Annotated in this window: 1 protein-coding gene; it reads right to left on the bottom strand. The window is 63.3% G+C overall.

Translation table 11 applies throughout. The annotated features are described in order from the left end of the window. Window positions 1–67: 67 nt before the first annotated feature. Window positions 68–1,270, bottom strand: coding sequence for an IS256 family transposase (locus AX724_RS05255; protein ID WP_026149849.1), 1,203 nt, complete (start codon window positions 1,268–1,270; stop codon window positions 68–70). Window positions 1,271–1,426 lie beyond the last annotated feature (156 nt).

The following is a 1,426-nucleotide window of genomic DNA, read 5'->3' on the forward strand; positions in this document are numbered from 1 at the left end:
GATCGCGTCCCGGGACGTGGTGTAGCTTATCTGGGCCACCGCCAATTTCGGCATCAGCTTGAGCCGATCATGCACCGGGCACAGCCGAGAGCATGACGATGGGATTGTCGCTCACCGGGGCCATCGTTTCAAGCGACATGTAGCGCCCGCGCTGGACGGCCCATTCGTCGGACTGTTCCATGAGAATGGCACCAATCAGGCGGGTGATCGCAGCCTCGTTGGGGAAGATGCCCACGACCTCGGTGCGGCGCTTGATCTCGCCATTGAGGCGCTCGATGGGATTCGTACTGTGCAACTTGGCGCGGTGTTCCTTTGGGAAGGTCATGTAGGCCAGCACGTCGGGTTCGGCATCGTCCATCAAAGTCGCCAGTTTCGGGAGCTTTGGGCGCATCTGGTCGGCGACGGAACGCCATTGCTGGCTGGCTGCCTCAGGCGTGTCCTGGGCAAAGGCGGTGCCGATGAATGCCGAGACGACGCGCCGGCCACTCTTGCCAGCATGGGCGAGCGCATTGCGCATGAAGTGGACGCGGCAGCGCTGCCATGTTGCGCACAGCAGCTTGGACACCGCTGCCTTGATGCCTTCATGAGCATCGGAGATCACCAGTTTCACCCCACGCAGGCCCCGGCGCGTCAGCTTGCGCAGGAAGGCGGTCCAGAAGGGTTCGGCCTCGGATGGCCCGATGTCCATGCCCAGCACTTCGCGGCGACCGTCGCTGTTGACGCCCACCGCGATGATCACCGCGACCGAGACGATCCGACCGTTCTGGCGGACTTTGACATAGGTGGCATCGATCCAAAGGTACGGCCAGTCGCCCTCGATCGGGCGTTCGAGGAAGGCGTTGACCTTCTCGTCGAGCTCTTCGCACAGGCGACTGACCTGGCTCTTCGAAATGCCGTCCATGCCAAGCGCTTTGACCAGGTCATCGACCGAACGGGTCGAGATGCCATGCACATAGGCCTCCTGGATGACCGCCGTCAGCGCCCGCTCGGCCATCCGGCGCGGCTCCAGAAAACCGGGAAAATAGCTGCCCTTGCGCAACTTGGGGATGCGCAGTTCCACCGTTCCCGCGCGGGTTTGCCAGTCGCGGTCGCGATAGCCGTTGCGCTGGACAAGCCGATCGGTGGACTTCTCGCCGTGGCCCGCACCCGTCAAGCCGCCGACCTCCATCTCCATCAACCGCCCGGCGGCAAACGAGATCATCTCGCGCAAAATATCCGCGTCCGGGGCCTTCTCGACCAGCGCGCGCAGGTGCATCATAGAATCGGTCATCGTGGTTCTCCAGGTTCGAGCTTCGCAACCCAAACCTATCCGAAAACCACGGTGACCACCCGCGCTGCTGGCCGGACGCTACAGTGCAATATCCAAAGCGCGCGTCCGGCCAGCAGCGCTACCACCAGATCCTACACCACGTCCCGGGACGCGATC

The sequence above is a fragment of the Sphingobium sp. CCH11-B1 genome (assembly GCF_001556865.1).
Classification (GTDB): Bacteria; Pseudomonadota; Alphaproteobacteria; order Sphingomonadales; family Sphingomonadaceae; genus Sphingobium.

Coding starts and splice junctions, on each gene's coding strand:
- AX724_RS05255 (WP_026149849.1), bottom strand. CDS start 1,270: ATGACCGATTCTATGATGCACCTGCGCGCGCTGGTCGAGAAGGCCCCG.